The sequence below is a fragment of the Pseudomonas sp. GM41(2012) genome (genome assembly GCF_000282315.2).
Taxonomy (GTDB): Bacteria; Pseudomonadota; Gammaproteobacteria; order Pseudomonadales; family Pseudomonadaceae; genus Aquipseudomonas.
The window spans coordinates 2,249,561-2,268,418 of the sequence record NZ_AKJN02000006.1; the positions used below are offsets into that span (position 1 = coordinate 2,249,561).

The following is an 18,858-nucleotide window of genomic DNA, read 5'->3' on the forward strand; positions in this document are numbered from 1 at the left end:
CGACTCAATACAGGTATCCATCATGTATTCCCATGTAAGTGCTTTAACAATTCTGTTCAATTTGTTTGACACCCTGAGCGCGCTGGCAACCCAAGTCAACGATCAGCCAAAAGAAGCGATAACGAAGGGCCTGGCCCTGTACAACCTGGGCGAATTCATCCAGGCGAAGCCTTATCTGACGGTTGCCGCCGTCGCGGGAGACCGTGCGTCGCAATATGCGTTGGGGGAGGTGACAAGGCGTCAGGCGGGCAGCATCACCGACGAAGCAAAAGACTGGTATCGACTCGCCGGTGCCCAGAATCATGTTTATGCCCTGATGCGACTGGGGGACGAAGCCTCGCTCAAGAAAGCAAAGGAACTGGCCCAAGCCAATGCCGCTCAAGCCATGCTTGAGTTGTACGAGCTGGACCAGAACATTGAAACATTGAAAAAAGCTGCGGATGCCGGCTCCCTGGAGGGCCAGTACATTCTCGCGGCCAAGTACGACCAGGACAAAACGCTCATTACCGACACTGAGCAACGTCGATCCACCATCGATGCGCTGCTGAAAAAAGCCGCCGACGCCGGTTTTTCGAAAGCGGTCCACTGGAACACCAACCGTGCCCCGATCAACCAGGATTTTCCTCTCAGGCGCCAATGGCTGGAAAAACGCGCACAGCTCAATGACGTGAACGGCGTACTGAATTACGGTTTTGGACTCAGCGGTTTCTATCAAGATGAAAGCGGTGTCGATGTCGAATATGGCTTCACGCGGGATCTGGTCAAAGGCTATGGGTTGATCTGGCTGGTCCTCGAAACCACCAGTGAGCTGTCTCGACACGATAGCGCCAGAGAATACCTTGGCGAAATCGCCGAGGAGATGACGCCTGATCAAATAATTGCCGCCAAAGCCTTTGCGCAGCAATGGAAAACGACTCATCCCCCGATGTCCGAATTCCGGCTGGCCTATAGCGACATTGACTGATCCGGCCGGGCGCCAATCACCGAAGACGGCCATCGACGTCGTGCGTTAACACCCGGTTAATCGCTGGCCATCATCTTGGGCCAAGTGTGTAAACCTCAAGGCGTTGTCGATGCGTTACGTTCTTCTATTGCTATTAACGTTGTTTGCCAGCCTGGGTCAGGCCCAGGCTGGCAGCAATCCGTTCGAGACCAAACCTGAATTTTTGCCGGTGGAAAAAGCGTTCGTCTTCACCTCCGAGCGTCTTGAATCGGGCGAAACCCAGCTCTATTGGCAGATCGCCGACGGCTATTACCTTTATCAGAAACGCCTGAAATTCGATGGCTTGCCCGCTGAGCAGCATCCCGTATTACCTGAAGGCGAAGCGCACAGCGACGAGTTTTTCGGCGCGCAACAGGTTTATCGCCAAGGTCTGGAACTGAAAATTCCGGCCGGTGCCACCGGTCAAATCAAAGTGGGCTTCCAGGGCTGTGCCGACGCCGGTTTGTGTTATCCGCCGCACACTCAGGTCGTGGATCTGGGCGGCACATCCGCTATCGCCGCGACAAACGAAGCACCGGACCAAGCCCTGGCCAGCGGCCTGCAACAACGGGCGCTGGGCTGGAGTTTGCTGGTGTTCTTCGGTCTGGGACTGTTGCTGGCCTTCACGCCTTGCTCGTTGCCGATGCTGCCGATTCTGGCGGGTTTGATCGTCGGCAGTGGCGCCACACCCAAACGCGGTTTCGCCTTGGCCACCAGTTATGTGGTGAGCATGGCGCTGGTGTATGCGGCGATGGGCGTGCTGGCCGCAATGCTCGGGGCGAATCTGCAGGCGTTGTTGCAGAACCCTTGGTTGCTGGGCAGTTTCGCTACCGTGTTTGTGTTGCTGGCGTTGCCGATGTTCGGCTTCTTTGAGTTGCAACTGCCGGTGGCCGTGCGTGATCGATTGGAAAATGTCTCGCGCAATCAGCGCGGCGGCAGCCTGTTCGGTGCCGGTGTGTTGGGGGCCTTGTCCGGTTTGCTGGTGGGTCCGTGCATGACCGCCCCGCTGGCGGGCGCCTTGCTCTACATCGCGCAAAGCGGCAATGCGGCGCATGGCGGGCTGATTCTGTTCACAATGGGCATCGGCATCGGTGTGCCGCTGCTGTTGTTGGTCACCGTCGGCAATCGCTTCCTGCCCAAACCCGGCGCGTGGATGAACCTGCTCAAGGGCGTATTCGGCTTCCTGTTCCTCGCCACCGCGTTGCTGATGCTGCGTCCGGTGCTGGACGAATCACTGTGGATTGGTCTGTGCGGTGCGTTGCTGCTGATTGCCGCGTACAGCGCCTGGAAGCAGTCGGAAGGTTTCGGTCGTGTTGCCCATGTGTTCGGCGCCAGCTCACTCTTGCTGGGTGTGTGGGGCAGCCTGCTGATGATCGGTGCCGCTGGCGGCAGCGACGACTTGATGAAGCCTTTGCAGGTCTACAGCGCTTCAAACTCGAGCAGCGCCGCCAACCCGGTCGGCCACGACGCATTCACCACGATCAAGGACCCGGCAGCTCTGCAACGGGAGCTCGACGCGGCGCAGGCTCAAGGCCAGTGGGTACTGCTGGACTACTACGCCGACTGGTGTGTGTCGTGCAAGGTCATGGAAAAACAGGTGTTCGGCAAAGCCCACGTACTGGAGGCCTTGAGCGATGTGCGCTTGCTACGGCTGGACGTCACCGCCGACAATGCCGCCAGCCGCGAATTGCTCGGCCGTTATAAAGTGCCGGGGCCACCGAGTCTGTTGTGGATCGGCGCCGACGGCATCGAGCGTCGCAGCCAGCGCATCACCGGTGAGGTTGATGCCGGCACCTTCCTGCAACGCTGGACCACTACCCGAGACGCCCGTTAATGCTGACCTTTACCCTCGGCACTTTTGCCATCGCGCTTAATCACCTGCTGCTGATCAGTGCCCTGGCGCTGGCGACTTTCGTCGGCTGGCGGGTGGCCAAGCGCGGCGGCGAGAATCCGGAGTCGGTGTTGTTCAGCCTGTTCCTGCTGGGTATGCTGGCCGCCCGGGTCGGTTTCGTGGCCGTTTACTGGGCCCATTATCGTGATGACCCCTGGCAGATCATCGACCTGCGCGATGGCGGTTTCCTCGCCTGGCCCGGTGTGATCGTACTGCTGCTGGCCGCGTTGTATCGAGGCTGGCGTCGTCCGGGTTTGCGCCGCCCGTTGGGCTTTGGCGTGGCCAGCGGCCTGGCGTTCTGGTTGCTGGCGACCTTCTCCCTGACCCTTTACGAACAAGGCTCGCGCCTGCCGGAAATTACCCTGCGCAATGCCGCCGGTGAAACCGTGCAACTGGCCGATTACAAGGGCGGCCCGTTGGTGATCAATCTCTGGGCCACCTGGTGTCCGCCGTGCCGTCGGGAAATGCCAGTGCTGGAAAACGCCCAGCAACACCGCCCGGACCTGACGTTCCTGTTCGTCAATCAGGCTGAAAGCATGCAAAGCGTCAGTACTTTTCTGGAAACTCAGGGGCTGAGCCTGTCCAACGTTCTTTTTGACGGCAGTGGCCGATTAAGTCAGGCCGTCGGCTCCATGGCGTTGCCGACTACGCTGTTCTATAGCCCCGACGGTCGCCTGCTGGGCAGCCATCTGGGAGAGCTGTCGGAAGCCAGCCTGGCCCGCGCCCTGGAAAACTTCGACACCCCGAATCCTGCCGTACCGGCCACCTCTTCAAGGAAACTGCCATGCCCCGCCTCCGCCACCTGCTGACGTTGACCCTGGGCGCCGCCCTGCTGCATTTACCGTCAGTGCAGGCCGCCGAAGAATTGCCCGAAGCGATCAAGAAAATCGAAGCCAAGGGCGCGAAAATCGTCGGCCAATTCGACGCACCCGACGGCCTGCGCGGTTATGCGGCGCAGTACCAGAACCGGGGCATGGCGTTGTACCTGACCCCGGATGGCAAGCACGTGCTGCTCGGCAATCTGTACGACGCCGACGGCAACGACCTGAGCAGCGCGCCGTTGCAGAAGCTGGTTTACGCACCGCTGGCCAAGGAAATCTGGGGCAAGATGGAAGCCAGCAACTGGATCGGCGACGGGAAGAAAGATGCGCCGCGGGTCGTCTACCTGTTCAGCGACCCGAACTGCCCTTATTGCAACATGTTCTGGGAACAGGCGCGGCCATGGGTCAACGCGGGCAAGGTGCAGTTGCGGCACATCATGGTCGGCATCATTCGCGAAGACAGTCCGGGGAAATCGGCTGCACTGCTGGCCGCCAAGGATCCGCAGAAAGCGCTGGAAGACCATGAGAAGTCAGGCAAGGACAGCTCGCTAAAAGCCCTGAAAAACGTGCCCCCGGCGATTCAGGCGAAGCTGGCGGCCAACATGAAGTTGATGGAAGACCTGGAGCTGCAAGCCACCCCGGCGATTTTCTACATGGACGGCAAGGGCGAACTGCAACAACAGCAAGGCGCGCCGTCGCCGGACAAGTTGGTGCAAATTCTCGGGCCTAAGTAAGTAGTTCGGCCGTCGGATTTGCGGCGACAACACTGACGCCATCGCGGGCAAGCCTTGCTCCTACAGGTTCTGTGTCGTTTCCCATTTTTGAGAACAACACAGAACCTGTAGGAGCAAGGCTTGCCCGCGATGGCGTCAGCAAGACCCACTAATTTCTCTCGGCTAAAAACGCCATTAACGTCTCGGTGACAAACTGCGGATTCTCCAGATTGGAGATATGCCCCGCTTCCGGCACCAGCACAAACGGGCAACCGATCAACCCGGCCATCTCCCTTGTCTCCGATGGCGGCCGCGGTTTGTCCTGATCGCCACACATCAGCAGCGTGGTGTCAGGATTCAACTCGCCCAGTCGCGGCAACAGATCATCGCGCCCAAACGTAATCCGCCCCATCGGCACGATGCTCTCGCGCAGACGCTCCGGCGGTAGCGCGGCCAGTTTGGCGCGGAAGTCCTGATACAGCGCCGACTGCGGATCGATGCCCGGGCGGAAGAAGATCGGCACGACGATGTCGAGCAGCTGCGGTGCGATCACGCCGGTGTCTTCGATCTGTTTGAACAGCGAGAAATAGTACTGACGAGTCGGTTCCGGCTCGACGCCGACGTAGGTGTCCATCAGCACCAGACCATTGATCCGCTGCGGCGCCGACAGCGCCAGACGCACGCCCCACATGCCACCAACCGAAAGACCGACCAGCGTGACACGGTCGATGTCCAGGTGATCGAGCAGCGCCAGTGCCTGGCGCGCAATGTCATCCAGCGAGTGCGTACCTTGGGGTAGCGGCCCGGATTCACCGTGGCCCCACAGGTCCAGAGCAATCACCCGGTATTGCTGCGACAGGGCGGCGATCTGCGGCGCCCACATGGCCTGGTCCCATAGATAACTGCCGGCCAGCAGAACGGCAGCGCCGGTGCCTTGATCAATGTAGTGAAGGGGTTGTCCATCAACCGTAACGAAGGGCATTGACTGTCTCCTTTATGAATTGCGATCCACCCAAAAAAGCACAGGCAGCCTGAGCCGGTCCGAAGTGACAGTCAACGCGCAAATCCGCGCAAAATTCAGTGACCCCATCGCGGGCAAGCCATGCTCCTACAGGTTCTATGTTGTTCTCAAACCTGTAGGAGCATGGCTTGCCCGCGATGGGGCCTTCACAGACGCTAGAGAATCAAAGCCCCTCCAACTCCGCCATCAGGTCATTGAGGCGATCCACCTTCTCCTCGGTGATGTCACTCGCCGCCAATCCGTCGATGTATTCGGCCAACTCCGCCACCGTGCTGCATTCAAACATCGCCCGCAGCGGCACATCACGTTGCAGGGCTTTCTGCACCCGCGAAGCGATCTGCGTCGCCAGCAATGAATGCCCGCCCAGCTCGAAGAAGTTGTCGCGAACCCCGACCTTCTCGATCTTCAGCACCTCGGCCCAGATATCCGCCAGCGTTTGCTCCAGTTCATTGCGCGGCGCTTGATAGTCCTGGCTCTGCAACTGGCCGATCTCCAGCGCCGGCAAAGCCTTGCGATCAAGCTTGCCGTTGGCGTTCAGCGGCATCCGCTCCAGCCATAACCAGTGCAGCGGCACCATGTATTCCGGCAGTTCGGCGCGCAGGCGTTGCTTGATGCGGTCCAGTCGCTCGGTTGGATTGATCAAAGCATCAGCCGCTACCAAATAGCCGACCAGATGTTTGCCGTTGACGCCTTCCTGCACGCCGACTGCGGCTTCACGCACTTCCGGTTGCTCATGCAGACGCGCTTCGATTTCACCCAGTTCAATGCGGTAGCCGCGGATCTTCACCTGATGGTCGATCCGCCCGACGTATTCCAGCACGCCGTCACTGCGCCGACGGGCCAGATCGCCGGTGCGATACAGACGATCACCTGGCGCACCAAACGGGTCAGGCACAAACACTTGAGCCGTGCGCAACGGATCACTGACGTAGCCACGGCCGACACCGGTACCCGCGACGCACAACTCACCCACCGCACCCAACGGCACCAGTTCCAGAGCGCCGTCGAGCAGGTACAGACGGTTGTTGTCGGTCGGCGTACCGATCGGCAAGTAGCTGCCACGAGTCGACGCCATGTCGACGCGGAAGAACGCCACGTCGTCCGAGCATTCCGCCGGACCGTAAGCATTCACCAGCCCGATCTTCGGATAGCGCAGCAACCACTGGTGTGCGAGCTCCGGCGGCATCGCTTCACCGGTCGGCAGCATCCAGCGCAGGCCGTCGAGGCTCATGCGTTCCTGGGCGAGCATGCCCTGAATCAGCGACGGCACGCTCTCCAGCACGGTGATGCCCTTGGCCGACACATGCGCCAGCAACCCTTGCGGATCATGGGCGATGGTGTTCGGCACGATGTCCACCCGAGCGCCGAATAGCGGAGCGGCGAGGAACTGCCAGACCGAAATGTCGAAACTTTGCGAGGCGGTCTGAGCGATCACATCGGTGTCACTCAGGTTCAGGTACGGCACCTTGCTCAACTGGTTGTTGAGCATGCCGCGCTGTTCGACCATCACGCCTTTCGGCAAACCGGTGGAGCCCGAGGTGTAGATCACATAGGCGAGGTTGTCCGGGCCGCTGTAGATGCCTGGGTTGGCAACCGAAACATCGCTCGCCTGCACCTGTTCCCAGACCAGCAACGTGGGCCGGCTGGCGCAACCGAACTCATCCAGCAGCGCCAACGCTTGCTCGCGGCAGGCTTGAGTGCAGACCAGCAACGGCGTGCGGCTCAGGTCGATGATCCGGCTCAGACGCTGACTCGGCAGCCCCGGATCCAGCGGCAAATACCCCGCGCCAGCCTTGAAGCTGCCGATGATCATGCCCAGCAGATCGAGGTTACGTTCAGCCAGCAACGCCACCGGTTGATCCAGCCTCACACCTGCGGCGATCAAGGCATGACCGAGACGGTTACTGCGCTCATTCAGCTCGAGGTAACTGTGCTGCTGATCCAGGCAACTGGCGGCAATGCGCTGTGGATGCTCGGCAACCTGCGCTTCAAACAGTGAGACATAACTCTGCTCCAGCGGGTAATCCTGTTCGCTCTGGTTGCAACCGTGGATCAGGAAGTCCTGTTCCTCGGCACCCAACAACGGCAGATCAGCCATGTCACCGTGGAAACCTTCGACCAGCGCCAGCAACAACCGCTTGAACTCGCCGAGCATGCGCTCGATGGTCGACTCATCGAAATAACGCTGGTCGTAAGACAGGTGCAAGCCCAGGTCATCGCCCGGATAGCAGACCGCCGTCAGCGGGAAGTTGGTGTGGGTGCGGCCCGAATCCGAGGTCGCGTTGAGGCTCTGCGCACGGTCCAGCACCGAGACTTCCACCGGGGCGTTTTCGAACACGAACAGGCTGTCGAACAACGGCTGGCCCTTGGGCAGCTCGCTGTTTTCCTGAATGCTCACCAGCGGCAGGTATTCGTACTCGCGCAGTTGCATGTTGCTGTCGAGCAAGCCGCTCAACCATTGACGAACACTGCAACGCTGATGGTCTTCCGGCATCTTCACCCGCAACGCGATGCTGTTGATGAACAGCCCGACCGTGCGTTGCATCTGCGGCATGTCCACCGGACGCCCGGCCACCGTGACGCCGAACAGCACGTCGCGATCACCGCTCAAACGCCGCAGCACCAGTGCCCACGCCGCTTGGGCAAAGGTGTTGATGGTCAGTTGATGCGCCTGAGCCAGTTCGCGCAGTTGCGCACCGTCACGGGCATCGAGCCGCGTGTAGCGGTCGCCGACGATCATGCCGCCGCTTTCGCCGGCATGTTCACGCAGGAACGGCCGGTCGCTCGGGATCGGCGTGGTGCGCTCGAAGCCTTGCAGGTTGGTTTTCCACCACTGCCTCGCCTCGGCCAGGCTTTGGCGTTGCAGCCAGCCGATGTAGTCGCGATAACGCGGTGGCACGGCCAGTTGCGCGTCCCGGCCTTCGCCAAGGGCGGTGTAGATTTCAAAGAAATCGTTCATCAGCAGCGAACGGCACCAGGCATCGATGAGGATGTGGTGGTTGCTCATCATGAACCAGTAGCGCGCCGCGCCGACCTTGATCAGGCGCAGGTGGAACGGTGCCTGATTGAGCAAATCGAACCCGGCCTCGCGCTCGCTTTTGAGCTGCGCCTGCAACTTCGGTTCTTGCTCGGCTTCGGCGATTGCCGTCCAGTCCAGATACTCGATCGGCGTACTGCCCGGCTTGTGGATAACTTGCAGCATGTCTTCGCCGACGTTCCAGCAGAACGACGCGCGCAGGGCTTCGTGGCGAGTGATCACCGCTTGCCAGGCCTGGGCGAAACGTTGCGGGTCAAGCTCGCTGTTGATGCGGTAACGGTCCTGCATGTAGTAGAGGCCGGTGCCCGGTTCCAGCAAGGTGTGCAACAGCATGCCTTCCTGCATCGGCGTCAGCGGGTAGACGTCTTCGATGGCGGCGGCCGGGATGGGCAGCGCGTCGAGTTGCGGCTGGGTCAGTTTCGCCAACGGGAAGTCCGACGGCGTCAGGCCTCCCGCATCGTCGCCCAGGCAATGTTCGATCAGGCTCTGCAATTCGCCGAGATAAGCGTCTGCCAGCTCAGTGATGGTCCGCAGATCATGGCGTTCAGCGCTGAAGGTCCAACGCAGCACCAGTTCACCGCCATAGACCTGACTGTCGACGCTCAGCTCATTGGGCAGCGGCGCGCGAGAATCATGGGCCGCACCGACCGCTTCATCGAGAGGACAGAACAACGCATCCGCGCCGAAGCTCTGGTCGAACTGGCCGAGGTAGTTGAAGGTGATCGGCGCCACCGGCAAGGCCGCCATGGTCTGCCGGCTCGAGTCATCGGCGAGATAGCGCAAAACGCCATAACCCAGACCTTTGTGCGGCACCGCGCGCAGTTGTTCCTTGATCGCCTTGATCGAAGCGCCCTGCCCGTCCGCTGGCATCAGCCGCAGCGGATAAGCGCTGGTGAACCAGCCGACGGTGCGGGTCAGGTCGATCTCGTCGAACAGCGTTTCGCGGCCGTGGCCTTCGAGTTGAATCAGCGCCGACTCGTGACCGCTCCAACGACACAGCACGCGGGTCAAAGCAGTCAGCAGCAAGTCGTTGACCTGCGTGCGATAGGCGCTCGGTGCCTGTTGCAACAGTTGGCGAGTGCGCTCGCTGTCGAGGCGCACGCTGACGGTTTGCGCATGACGATTCTGCCGGCCACCCTCGGGGCGATCACACGGCAATTCGGCGCTTTGACCGGCCAGTTGCGACTGCCACCAGCTCAATTCTTCGCGCAGGGATTCACTGCCGGCATACGCTTGCAAACGTGCGGCCCAGTCCTTGAAGGCACTGGTTTTCGCCGGCAGTTTTGCCGACTGCCCCGCGTCCAGTTGGCGATACACCGTTTGCAAATCGTCCAGTAACACCCGCCACGAAACCCCATCCACGACCAAGTGATGAAAGGCGATGAACAGCCGCTGTTGCCCCTCAGGACCATCGACTAGCAACGCGCGCATCAGCGGCCCTTCCTCAAGGTCGAGGCTGCGCTGGGCATCGGCGAACAGTGCCGCGCATTTGTCCATGGACGAAACACGCACTTGCCACAGCACCGGCGCGTCGGAAACCGTCTGGTGCTCGGCTTGCCATTGCCCTGCAATTTCAGAGAAGCGCAAACGCAAGGCGTCGTGCTGTTCGATCACTGCCAGCAGCGATTGCTCCAGGCGATGGGCCTCCAGCGCCACGGTCGGTTCCAGCAGCAATGCCTGGTTCCAGTGTTGGCGCTGGGGGATGTCGGTGTCGAAGAACCAGTGCTGGATCGGCGTCAGACGCGATTCGCCGGTCAGCAAACCTTGCTCGGCCGTGACTTGCTCGGTGCGGGTCGCCACGGCGGCCAGGGTCTGCACGGTCTGGTGCTGGAACAGGTCACGCGGGGTGAAGTGAATGCCCTGCTGCCGCGCGCGGCTGACCACCTGGATCGACAGAATCGAATCGCCACCCAGTTCAAAGAAGTTGTCGTTGAGGCCGACCTGCAGAACGTTCAGCACTTCGCACCAGATGGCGGCCAGCGTCAGTTCAAGCTCGTTGCTCGGCGCCACGTACTGCTGACGGTTCAGCTCCGGATCCGGTGCTGGTAGTGCGCGACGGTCAAGTTTGCCGTTGGCGGTCAGCGGCATGCTGGCCAGCAGGATCAGGTGCGTTGGCACCATATAGTCCGGCAACTGGGATTTGAGGTGATTTTTCAGGGCTTCGCGCAGTGCGGCTTGTTGCGACTCGTCCTGTTTGGCAACGTCGGTGACTAGATAGCCGACCAGTTGTTTGCCGCTCGGTGCATCGAGAGCCAGCACCACGGCTTCACGGATGGATTCATGCTCCAGCAGACGGGTTTCGATTTCGCCCAGCTCGATGCGGAAACCACGAATTTTCACTTGATGGTCGATGCGTCCGAGGTATTCCACCAGACCATCGGCGCGCTGGCGCACCAGGTCGCCGGTGCGGTACAGACGACCGCCGTTGGCCGCAAAAGGATCAGCCACAAAACGCTCGGCCGTCATCCCCGGACGCTGGTGATAACCCTGCGCCAGACCGGCGCCGCCGACGTACAACTCGCCCGTCGCCCCTTGCGGCACCAACGCCAGATCAGCGTCGAGGATGTAGGCCACGCGCGCGCCGATCACACTGCCGATCGGCACGCTGCCGAGGCCTTCTTCCAATTGCTCGGGCGCCAGACTGGCCAGCGGCATGACCACGGTTTCGGTCGGGCCGTAGGCGTTGAAAAACAGGCTCGGCTTGAACGCCGCGCGAATCCGCGTCAGGTGTTCGCCAGTCAGTGCTTCACCGCCGGTGATGCACATGCGCACCGGTAATGTCTCGCCCTGAGTCACCAGCCACTGCGCCAATTGGCTGCCGTAGCTCGGGGTGAAGCCGAGGATGTTGATGTTGTGCCGGCGAATCAGGCCGCAGATTTCTTCCGCGTCCCACTGGCCTTGAGCGCGCAGAACGACTTGAGCACCACTCAGCAACGGCACCAGCAAACGCTCGGTCGCGGCGTCGAAGTTGATGGAATAGAAGTGCAGCTCGCAGTCGTCCGGGCGCATGCCGAAACGTTCAATGACCGCTTGGCAATGCATGGCGATTTCACCGTGGGACACCACCACGCCTTTCGGTTTGCCGGTAGAGCCCGAGGTGTAAATCAGGTACGCCTGATGCTGCGGCAGGCTGATAAACGGCAGCTCGGTGGCCGGGTAATTGGCCAATTCTGCTGCGTCCTCCTCCAGGCACCAGCGAGCGACTGTTGCCGGCAGTTCGCCGAGCGCGTCGAACATTGCTGCATCGCTGAGCAGCAGGCCGATGCCGCTGTCTTCGATCATGTAGTGCAAACGGTCCAGCGGGTACTCTGGGTCCAGCGGCACGTAGGCGCCGCCGGCCTTGAGGATCGCCAACAGCCCGACGACCATTTCCAGTGAACGCTCAAGGGCCAGACCGACCCGAACCTGCGGCCCGACGCCCCGCTCGCGGAGCATCCAGGCCAGGCGATTGGCGCGGCTGTCGAGCTCGGCGTAGCTCAGGGTTTGCCCGGCGAAGGTCAGGGCCGGCGCGTCTTTGCGCGCCAGCGCCTGCTCGCTGAACAGGTGATGTATGCACTGGTCGAGGCGATGTTCGCCCGGTTCGACGCCGAGGCTGTCGAGCAGGTTTTGCTGTTCGGTGGCCTCCAGCAGCGGCAGCTCACTGAGGCGCTGTTGCGGATCGGCCAACAGCGCTTCCAGCAGGTTGCGCCAATGCCCGGCCATCCGAGCGATGCGGGGTTCATCGAACAGATCGGTGCTGTAGGTCAGGCAGCAACCCAGGCGATGGTCGAGGTCGGTGACTTCCAGGTTGAGGTCGAACTTGGTCGCTCGCGCATCGTTCGCCAGGTACTCGACGGTCATGCCGGCGAGTGTGCGGCTCTGCTGGAATTCCCAGCGCTGCACGTTGCACATCACCTGGAACAACGGGTTGTAAGCGGCGCTGCGCGGTGGCTGCAAGGCTTCCACCAAGTGATCGAACGGCAAGTCCTGATGGGACTGGCCTTCAATCACGGTATGGCGAACCTGCTCGAACAACTCAGCCACGGACATCTGCCCGTCGAGCTGGCAACGCAGCACTTGGGTGTTGAGGAACGCACCGATCAGCCCTTCGCTTTCCGGACGAATCCGGTTGGCCACCGGCGCGCCGATGCGCAGGTCGGTCTGGCCGCTGTAGCGGTAAAGCAGCACCGCCAGCGCGGCGGTCATGGTCATGAACAGGGTCAGGCCGTTTTGTGCATTGAAGGCACGAACGCGCGCGGCAAGATCATCGCTCAGGTCGAAACGGAACAGTTCGCCCTGATGGCTTTGCACCGGTGGACGCGGACGGTCGCCCGGCAATTCCAGCAATGGATGTTCGCGGCCCAGTTGCGCGGTCCAGTAGTCGAGTTGGCGCTGACGTTCGCCGGACTCCAGCCACTGACGCTGCCAGACGCTGTAATCCAGGTATTGCACCGGCAGCGGTTCCAGCGGCGATTCGCGGTCATCGACGAAGGCCTCGTAGAGCGCGCTCAGTTCCCGGGCGAAGATGTCCATCGCCCAGCCTTCGGTGACGATGTGGTGCAGGGTCAGTACCAGGTAGTGCTCCTGTTCGGCGGTCTTGACCATGCAGGCGCGCAGCAGCGGTCCGGTTTCCAGATCGAACGGCTGGTGCGCTTCATCGTCGGCCAGTTGCTGCACCTGCCATTCGCGGCTGGCGGCGTCCAGCGCGGAGAAATCCTTCCAGTCCATGCGCATCCCGGTATCTGGATGCACCCGTTGCCGGGCCACGCCATCGATGCTCGGGAAGGTTGTGCGCAAGGTTTCATGACGCATGATCAGCGCTTGCAATGCCGCCTCGAAACGCCCGACATCGAGCACCCCGCGCAGCCGCGCCATGCCGCCAACGTTGTAGGCTGGGCTGTCCGGCTCCATCTGCCAGAGGAACCACATGCGCTGCTGGGAATAGGACAACGGCACCGGTTGGCTGCGGTCGACTTTCTCGATCGGCGGTTGCTGGTTGGTTTTGCCGCTGGCCTGGATCAGTTGAACCTGTTCGGCAAACGCGCCCAGCTCACTGTTTTCGAACAGCGCGCGCAGCGGCAACTCGACGTCGCAGGCCTGACGGGTGCGGGAAATGATTTGCGTGGCCAGCAAGGAATGACCGCCGAGGGCGAAGAAGTCATCGCGCAGACCGATTTGCGCCAGGCCTAATACTTCACGCCAGATGCCGGCGATTTGCTGCTCGAGGGCGGTGACCGGCTCGACGTGTTCGCGGACTTGCCATTGAGGTTCCGGTAACGCGCGTCGATCGAGTTTTCCGCTTGGGCTCAGGGGCATTTCGTCCACACGCATGAGCTGCGCCGGGACCATATACTCCGGCAGCTCGGCCGCCAGTGCGGCTTTCAGGCGAGCGGTTTGAGCCTCAACATCTTCTGTGGAATCGGTTGCGGTGTAGTAACCGATCAACTGTCCGCCGGCCGCCGTTTCACGCACCAGCACCACAGCTTGAGCGACGCCGTCCTGAGCCAACAATCGTGCTTCGATTTCTTCCGGTTCAACGCGGAAACCACGCAGTTTGACCTGCTGATCGAGACGACCGAGGTATTCGATCACACCGTCGGCGGTCCAGCGCGCGCGGTCACCGGTGCGGTACAGACGCGCGCCCTGATCGCCCAATGGATCAACGACAAAACGTTCTGCAGTCAGGCCCGGACGACCCAAATAGCCACGGGCCAGACCGATACCGCTAATGCACAGTTCGCCCGGCACACCGGCCGGAACGGGATTGAGTGCCTCATCGAGCACGCGGCACAGCACATTGCCCAGCGGACGACCAATCGGCGAGCGTTCGCCATCGGCGGTTGTGCAGTGCCAATGGGTGACGTTGATCGCGGTTTCGGTCGGGCCGTAGCGGTTGTGCAATTGCACGGCGGGCAGTTGTTCCAGCACGCGGTTGCGCAGTTCGGCGGGCAAGGCTTCGCCACCGGAGAATACGCGGCGCAGGCTGGTGCATTCAGCGGTGAGCGGTTCGTCGATGAACAGCGAAAGCAGCGGCGGTACGAAGTGCAGCGTGGTCACGCCGAATTGCTGAACCCGTTGCGCGATGCGGTACGGATCGCGGTGTTCGCCGGGGCCGGCAATCAGCAAGCGCGCACCGGTGATCAGCGGCCAGAAACACTCCCACACCGACACGTCGAAACTGATCGGCGCCTTTTGCATCAGCACGTCGGTGTCGTTCAAACGATAGGTGTTCTGCATCCATTGCAAACGCTCGGCGAGGGCTGCGTGGGTGTTGCCGACGCCCTTCGGCTGGCCGGTGGAGCCGGAGGTGTAAATCACGTACGCCAGGTTGTCACCGTGCAAGTGCAGGCCCGGTGCGTGGCTCGGCCAGCTCTCCAGATGCAAGGCGTCCATGGCGATCACGCTGACGCCATCGGTGGCCGGCAAGCGCTCGAGTAATTCGGTTTGGGTCAGCAGCAACTCGACGCCGCTGTCGCTGAGCATGTAGGCCAGGCGTTCGACCGGGTAATCCGGGTCCAGCGGCACGTAGGCGCCACCGGCCTTGATGATCGCCAGCAGGCCGATCAACAGTTGCGGCGAACGCTCGGCGGCGATGGCCACGCAGGCGTCCGGGCCAACGCCTTTGTCGCGCAGGTAATGGGCCAGGCGATTGGATTGAATGTGCAGTTCGGCGAAGTCCATGGCGCCGCCGTCCCACATCAGCGCAGTGCGCTCCGGGATCAGGCGAGCCTGTTCGTTGAGCAATTCCGGCAGCCAAACGCTGGCCGGTGTGCACGGTGCAGCGCTCCACGGTGCTTGCTGATCGAGCTCGGACGAGGTCAGCAATTGCAGATCGCCGATGGTGGTTTTCGGCTGTTCGCAAACGGCTCGCAACAGGTTGGTGAAGTGTTCGGCCAGACGCTCGATGGTCGCCACATCGAACAGCTCGCTGGCGTAGTCGAAGGACAGGCTGAGGCGACCCTTTTGGTCTTCCTCGCTGTGCAGTTGCAGGTCGAACTTGGCTTCGCGGCTGTGCCACGGCAGCTCTTCGGCCAGCAATCCAGGCAGGCGACGCAATGCGCTCAAGTCCCGTTGCTGGTGGTTGAACATGACCTGGAACAAGCCTTGCTCGCGGGCTTGCGGGAAGGCTTCGAGCAATTGTTCGAACGGCAGATCCTGATGCGCTTGTGCGCCCAACGCGGCTTGACGGGTTTGCGCCAGCAGCTCGACGAATGGCAGCTGCGAATCCAGTTCGGCGCGCAGCACCTGGGTGTTGATGAAGAAGCCGATCAACCCTTGGGTTTCCAGTCGCGGACGGTTGGCGTTCGGCACGCCGATGCGGATGTCGCGTTGGCCGCTGTAGCGGTGCAGCAGGCTTTGGAATGCGGCAAGCAACAGCATGAACGAAGTGGATTCATGAGCCTGGGCGGTCTGGCGAATCGCATCGCTCAGGGTCGCGTCCAGCTTCACAGAATGACGGGCGGCCGTGTGAATGTGGTGCGCCGAGCGCGGATGATCAGTGGCCAGGCTCAGGGTCGGATGCACATCGCCCAATTGCGCTTTCCAGTAAGCCAACTGACGCTCGCCCTCCCCTTGCGCCAGCCATTGACGCTGCCAGCTGCCGTAGTCGGCGTACTGGGTCGGCAACGCCGGAAGTGTCGCTGTTTGTCCTTGGGACGCTGCGGCATACAGGCGCGAGAACTCGTCGATCAGCACGTTCAGCGACCAGCCGTCGGCGATGATGTGATGCATCGTCACCAACAGTTGATGGTCCTCATCATCGAGGCGCACCAGGGTCACCCACAGCAGTGGGCCTTTCTGCAGATCGAATTGAGTACGGGCTTCGTCCTCACGGATTTGTTGCGCACGGACTTCACGCTCGGCAATCGGCAGGTCGCTGATATCGATCAGTTGCAGGTTGAATTCACTCGCAGCATCGACCTGTTGCAGCGCCACACCATCACGTTCGAAGAACCGCGTACGCAGGGATTCGTGACGTTCGATCAGCTGTTGGAAACTGGCGCGCAAGGCGTCTTCATCCAGCTCGCCGCGCAGGCGCAAGGCGCCGGGAATGTTGTAGGCGCTGCTCTGCGGGTCGAGTTGCCAGGTGATCCACAGACGGTTTTGCGCGAGCGATTGCGGCATGGCTTCGGCGCGCGACAGCGGGGTGATCGCGCCTTGGGCGAGTCCGCCGTCCTGCTGTTGCCGAGCGACTGCGGAGGTAAATGCGCCAAGGGTCGGCGCTTCAAACAGCAGACGCAGGTTCAGCTCCAGACCGAGTGCTTCGCGCAGACGTGCGACCACCTGAGTGGCGGCAATGGAGTTGCCGCCCAGCAGGAAGAAGTGATCGTCGGCGCTGATCTGTTTGACCTGCAGTTGCTCGCACCAGATCTGGCCAATCAAGGTTTGCAGTTCAGAACCTGATTCAGTCGAGGATTTACTTTCGATGTCTGCCGACGGGAACAACGCATAGCTGTCGAGGCTGCCGTCCGCCAGGCGATTGCGGCAAGCCGAACGTTGCAGTTTGCCGCTGGAGGTCTTGGGCAACGCGCCCGGATTGAGCAGCACCACCACGCTTGGCGCTTCCTGATACGCCTCGGCCACGGCTTGGCGGATGGCTTTGATCAACGCCTCGGGTGGGAGGATTTTTTGCACGCTGCGGCTGATTTCCGCCGCGATTCCGATGCCTTCCTGACCCTCGATGTTCACGGCAAAAGCGGCGACACGGCCTTTGCGCACCACCTCGACTTCGCGTTCGATGGTTTGCTCGATGTCCTGCGGATAAAGGTTGTGGCCACGGACGATCAACATGTCTTTCAGGCGCCCGGTGATGAACAGTTCACCGTCGCGCATAAAGCCCAGGTCACCGGTGCGCAGCCAGGTACGGCCAGCGTGCTGCACGAAGGTTTTGGCGCTGGCCTCCGGGTTGCGCCAGTAACCGTGGGCGATGCTCGGCCCGGCGGCCCAGACTTCGCCGACCGTGTTGTCAGCCAACTCGTTGAGCGCTGTTGGATCGACAATCAGCACCGCGTGATCCGGCTGACTGATGCCACAACTCATGATCGCGCTGCCCTCGCCTGGCTCCGCACGGTTGTGTGCCAGGGCTTGATCGTCCACGCGCAGGTTGCCAATGCCCTGACCGCGAGGGCTGCCGGCCACGAACAGCGTCGCTTCGGCCAACCCGTAGGACGCCATGAAACTGTCCTGGGTGAAACCGCAGGCCGCGAACTTCTCGGCGAAGCGTTCCAGCGTATCGAGGCGAATCGGCTCGGAACCGGAATACGCCACGCGCCAGCCGCTCAGGTCGAGGCGTCCCAAGGCGGATTCACTGACCCGCTCGCTGCACAATCGATAGGCAAAATCCGGCCCGCCGCTGATGGTCCCGCCGTACTCGCTGATCGCTTCCAGCCAGCGCAACGGACGGCCGAGGAAATACGCCGGCGACATCAACACGCACGGCACGCCGCTGAAAATCGGCTGCAACAGACCGCCGATCAAGCCCATGTCGTGGTACAGCGGCAGCCAGCTGACGATCACGTCGTCAGGATTCAGATCGATGCCGAAGCCGTGGCGAATCAGCAGTTCGTTCGCCACCAGATTGCCGTGGCTGACTTGCACCCCTTTCGGCAACGCGGTGGAGCCGGAGGTGTATTGCAGGAACGCGATGTCGTCGTCTGCAAGTTCCGGCGCCACCCAATGTTCGGCCAATGCACTGTCGAGGGTGTCGACACACAGCAACGGCGGCGCGCCCTCGATTTGCTGCAACGCATCGAGCAGGCCGGCGCTGGTCAGTAACAGACGCGGTTCGGCATCGCTGATGATCGACAGCAGACGCTCCTGATGATGACGACGCGCCGACTCCGGCGGATAGGCCGGCACCGCGATCACACCGGCGTACAGACAGCCGAAGAACGCCGCGACGTAATCCGGGCCGCTGGGAAACAGCAGCACCGCGCGATCGCCAAACGCAGCCTCGGCCTGCAACGCGCCGGCAATGGTCCGCGCCCGCTGATCCAGCTCGCGATAACTGAGCACCACAGCCTGATCCTGGGTTTCGGCGAGAAAACGCAAGGCCACCCGGTCCGGCGTCAGGGCCGCTCGGCGCTGAAGGGCTTGGACCAGTGTGCTGGGGAGTTCGAACGCGTCGGTCATGAGGTTTCCTGCCTGAATTCGGCTTGCAAGTGAAATCGGTTTTCTGACGTCACGCCCTTCGGGGCGTGCAAGGCGCGGTCTTCGCCGACCGCGCAAGGCTTGGGAATGCTGTGTTGGCCGCAGCCGCTACCCGGAACCATTCACCAATGAGAACGGTTGACGTCTTGAAATAATTAGTCGGCAAGCCTGATCCCCCAATGGGGCTGCGATGCCGCAAGCGGGCGCGTCAGCGTGTCGCAGTTCTCACTCTGCGCAGCCTCGGAGTATTAGTTCTATTTCTCAT

6 protein-coding genes are annotated in these 18,858 nt (G+C 61.6%); 4 read left to right on the plus strand and 2 right to left on the minus strand.

Annotated elements, in window-relative coordinates; genetic code table 11:
* The first annotated feature begins 22 nt into the window (after positions 1-22).
* The 4 genes from PMI27_RS15790 (at position 23) to dsbG (ending at position 4,428) form a co-directional block, all read left to right on the plus strand.
* Entirely contained in the window at positions 23-964 is a 942-nt protein-coding gene (locus PMI27_RS15790; RefSeq protein ID WP_008152744.1) for a sel1 repeat family protein, read from the plus strand.
* A gap of 109 nt (positions 965-1,073) precedes the next feature.
* The gene (dsbD, locus tag PMI27_RS15785) at positions 1,074-2,816 is read left to right on the plus strand and encodes a protein-disulfide reductase DsbD (protein ID WP_008152742.1); all 1,743 of its coding nucleotides are present in this window, start codon (positions 1,074-1,076) and stop codon (positions 2,814-2,816) included.
* Positions 2,816-3,682: a TlpA disulfide reductase family protein gene (locus PMI27_RS15780; protein ID WP_008152741.1), complete on the plus strand. Its 867-nt coding sequence runs from the start codon at positions 2,816-2,818 to the stop codon at positions 3,680-3,682. Before dsbD ends, PMI27_RS15780 begins: the two co-directional genes overlap by 1 nt.
* Entirely contained in the window at positions 3,658-4,428 is a 771-nt protein-coding gene (gene dsbG, locus PMI27_RS15775) for a thiol:disulfide interchange protein DsbG (protein WP_008152739.1), read from the plus strand. The genes PMI27_RS15780 and dsbG overlap by 25 nt, the downstream gene beginning before the upstream one ends.
* 148 nt (positions 4,429-4,576) lie before the next feature.
* Here the strand turns inward: dsbG and PMI27_RS15770 are convergent, their stop codons facing one another.
* Both PMI27_RS15770 and PMI27_RS15765 read right to left on the minus strand, forming a co-directional pair.
* Positions 4,577-5,389, minus strand: a complete 813-nt coding sequence (locus tag PMI27_RS15770) for an alpha/beta fold hydrolase (protein ID WP_008152737.1) — start codon at positions 5,387-5,389, stop codon at positions 4,577-4,579.
* A gap of 202 nt (positions 5,390-5,591) precedes the next feature.
* Positions 5,592-18,575: a non-ribosomal peptide synthetase gene (locus tag PMI27_RS15765; RefSeq protein ID WP_024164565.1), complete on the minus strand. Its 12,984-nt coding sequence runs from the start codon at positions 18,573-18,575 to the stop codon at positions 5,592-5,594.
* Between the last annotated feature and the right edge of the window lie 283 nt (positions 18,576-18,858).

Bases quoted from the DNA above. Each gene is read 5' to 3' on its own strand.
- PMI27_RS15780 (WP_008152741.1), top strand. From the start codon at position 2,816: ATGCTGACCTTTACCCTCGGCACTTTTGCCATCGCGCTTAATCACCTG.
- PMI27_RS15765 (WP_024164565.1), bottom strand. From the start codon at position 18,575: ATGACCGACGCGTTCGAACTCCCCAGCACACTGGTCCAAGCCCTTCAG.
- PMI27_RS15770 (WP_008152737.1), bottom strand. From the start codon at position 5,389: ATGCCCTTCGTTACGGTTGATGGACAACCCCTTCACTACATTGATCAA.
- dsbD (WP_008152742.1), top strand. From the start codon at position 1,074: ATGCGTTACGTTCTTCTATTGCTATTAACGTTGTTTGCCAGCCTGGGT.
- dsbG (WP_008152739.1), top strand. From the start codon at position 3,658: ATGCCCCGCCTCCGCCACCTGCTGACGTTGACCCTGGGCGCCGCCCTG.
- PMI27_RS15790 (WP_008152744.1), top strand. From the start codon at position 23: ATGTATTCCCATGTAAGTGCTTTAACAATTCTGTTCAATTTGTTTGAC.